The organism is Citrobacter sp. (assembly GCF_050252275.1).
GTDB lineage: Bacteria > Pseudomonadota > Gammaproteobacteria > Enterobacterales > Enterobacteriaceae > Citrobacter_A > Citrobacter_A amalonaticus.
Genome location: NZ_JBFWLF010000405.1, coordinates 1 through 2,843, shown reverse-complemented (window position 1 = coordinate 2,843; position 2,843 = coordinate 1). Strand labels below are relative to the sequence as shown.

Annotated in this window: 1 protein-coding gene; it reads left to right on the top strand. The window is 55.6% G+C overall.

Annotated elements, in window-relative coordinates:
- The first annotated feature begins 24 nt into the window (after positions 1 to 24).
- Positions 25 to 2,733 carry a magnesium-translocating P-type ATPase gene (gene mgtA / locus AB7E14_RS22390; protein ID WP_109739526.1) on the top strand — a complete coding sequence of 903 codons (2,709 nt, stop codon included), beginning with the start codon at positions 25 to 27 and terminating at the stop codon, positions 2,731 to 2,733.
- The last annotated feature ends 110 nt before the right edge of the window (positions 2,734 to 2,843 follow it).

Genomic DNA, 2,843 nt, shown 5'->3' with positions numbered 1-2,843 from the left:
CTTATTGGCGCGGAGGGGCTGCCTATGTTTAAAAATATAACTCGCCAGCTGTTTGCCCGGCTTGGACGCCATTTGCCCGATCGCCTGGTGCACCGCGATCCATTACCTAATGCACAGTCGATCGCCAGCACCCCGATACCTTCTTCACTGAGTGAACACTGCCTGAAAGTGGCCGTGATGGATGAAAAGACGCTATGGAAAACGTTTCATGCGCATCCGGAAGGACTCAATGTGGCAGAGGTGAACGCCGCCCGCGAACAACACGGTGAAAACCTTCTGCCGACCCAGAAACCGTCACCGTGGTGGAAGCATCTGTGGACCTGTTATCGCAACCCGTTCAATATGTTGCTGACTCTTCTGGGCGCGATCTCGTATGCCACGGAAGATCTGTTCGCCGCCGGGGTGATCGCCTTGATGGTGGTGATTTCCACGCTGCTTAACTTTGTCCAGGAAGCGCGCTCCACCAAAGCGGTAGACGCGCTGAAAGCGATGGTCAGCAACACCGCGACGGTGCTGCGGGTCATTAATGAGAAAGGGGAAAACGGCTGGGTGGAGCTGCCTGGCGATCAGCTGGTGCCTGGCGACATCATCAAGCTGTCGGCGGGGGACATGATCCCGGCCGATCTGCGGGTGATTCAGGCGCGAGACCTGTTTGTTGCTCAGGCGTCATTAACCGGCGAATCGCTGCCAGTGGAGAAAGTGGCGCACACCCGCGACGCCAGCCAAAGCAACCCGCTTGAGCGCGATACCCTGTGCTTTATGGGCACTAACGTGGTGAGCGGCACGGCGCAGGCGATGGTTATCGCCACCGGCGCCCATACCTGGTTTGGTCAACTGGCGGGGCGCGTCAGCGAACAGGAAAGCGAGCAAAACGCGTTCCAGAAGGGGATCAGTCGCGTCAGTATGCTGTTGATTCGCTTTATGCTGGTGATGGCGCCAGTGGTGCTGCTCATTAACGGTTATACCAAAGGTGATTGGTGGGAAGCGGCGCTGTTTGCGCTCTCCGTCGCCGTAGGCCTGACGCCGGAAATGCTGCCGATGATTGTTACTTCGACGCTGGCACGCGGCGCGGTGAAACTGTCGAAGCAAAAAGTGATCGTCAAACATCTGGATGCCATTCAGAACTTCGGCGCGATGGACGTTCTGTGCACCGATAAAACCGGCACGCTGACCCAGGATAAAATCGTGCTGGAGAATCATACGGATATCTCCGGTAAGCCCAGTGAACGCGTTCTGCACGCGGCATGGCTGAACAGCCATTACCAGACCGGACTGAAAAATCTGCTGGATACCGCCGTGCTGGAAGGTGTGGATGAAGGCGCTGCGCGCACGTTGTCTACCCGCTGGCAGAAAATTGATGAGATTCCGTTTGATTTTGAGCGCCGCCGGATGTCGGTGGTGGTGGCCGAAGAGACGGATGTGCATCAACTGGTGTGCAAAGGCGCGTTGCAGGAGATCGTCAGCGTCTGTACGCAGGTGCGGCATAACGGTGAAATTGTGCCGCTGGATGACAACATGCTGCGTCGGGTGAAGCGCGTGACCGATACGCTGAACCGTCAGGGGCTGCGCGTAGTCGCTGTGGCGACCAAATACCTGCCAGCGCGGGAAGGGGATTACCAGCGTATTGATGAATCCGATCTGATCCTTGAAGGTTACATCGCCTTCCTCGATCCGCCGAAGGAAACGACCGCACCGGCGCTGAAAGCGCTGAAAGCCAGTGGCATTACCGTGAAGATCCTGACCGGCGACAGCGAACTGGTCGCCGCGAAGGTGTGCCATGAGGTAGGTCTGGATGCCGGAGAGGTGATTGTCGGAAATGATATCGAAGACATGAGCGACGACGTGCTGGCCGCGTTGGCTCAGCATACTACGCTGTTCGCACGCCTGACGCCGATGCATAAAGAGCGGATCGTCCGCCTCCTCAGACGTGAAGGGCACGTGGTGGGCTTTATGGGCGATGGAATTAACGACGCGCCAGCGCTACGTGCGGCGGATATTGGTATTTCGGTGGATGGCGCGGTCGATATCGCCCGTGAAGCGGCCGATATTATTCTGCTGGAAAAGAACCTGATGGTGCTGGAAGAAGGCGTAATTGAAGGGCGTCGTACGTTCTCCAATATGCTGAAGTATATCAAAATGACCGCCAGTTCTAACTTTGGTAACGTCTTTAGCGTGCTGGTGGCGAGCGCCTTTTTACCGTTCCTGCCCATGCTGCCGCTGCACTTGTTGATTCAGAACCTGCTGTACGATGTATCTCAGGTGGCGATCCCGTTTGATAACGTTGATGATGAGCAGATCCAGAAACCGCAGCGCTGGAATCCGGCGGATCTGGGCCGTTTTATGCTCTTTTTTGGCCCGATCAGCTCCATCTTCGACATTCTGACATTCTGCCTGATGTGGTGGGTATTCCACGCCAATGTGCCGGAAGCGCAAACGCTGTTCCAGTCTGGCTGGTTTGTGGTGGGGCTGCTGTCGCAAACGCTGATTGTGCATATGATTCGTACGCGCCGCGTGCCGTTCATTCAGAGTCGCGCTGCCTGGCCGCTGATGCTGATGACGCTGGTGGTAATGATTGTGGGAATTGCGCTACCGTTCTCACCGCTGGCAGGTTATCTGCAATTGCAGGCGTTACCGCTGAGTTATTTCCCCTGGTTAGTGGCGATTCTGGTGGGATATATGACGTTAACGCAATGGGTTAAAGGCTTCTATAGCCGCCGCTACGGCTGGCAGTAAACAAAATAATGGCTGCTTCGGCAGCCATTCTCTTTTTTATCGCGCAAGAATATATTCTTTCCCTCCGTCGTGTTTTATTTTTTTTGAAAAACCAAAGAGGTGTGGTCGAT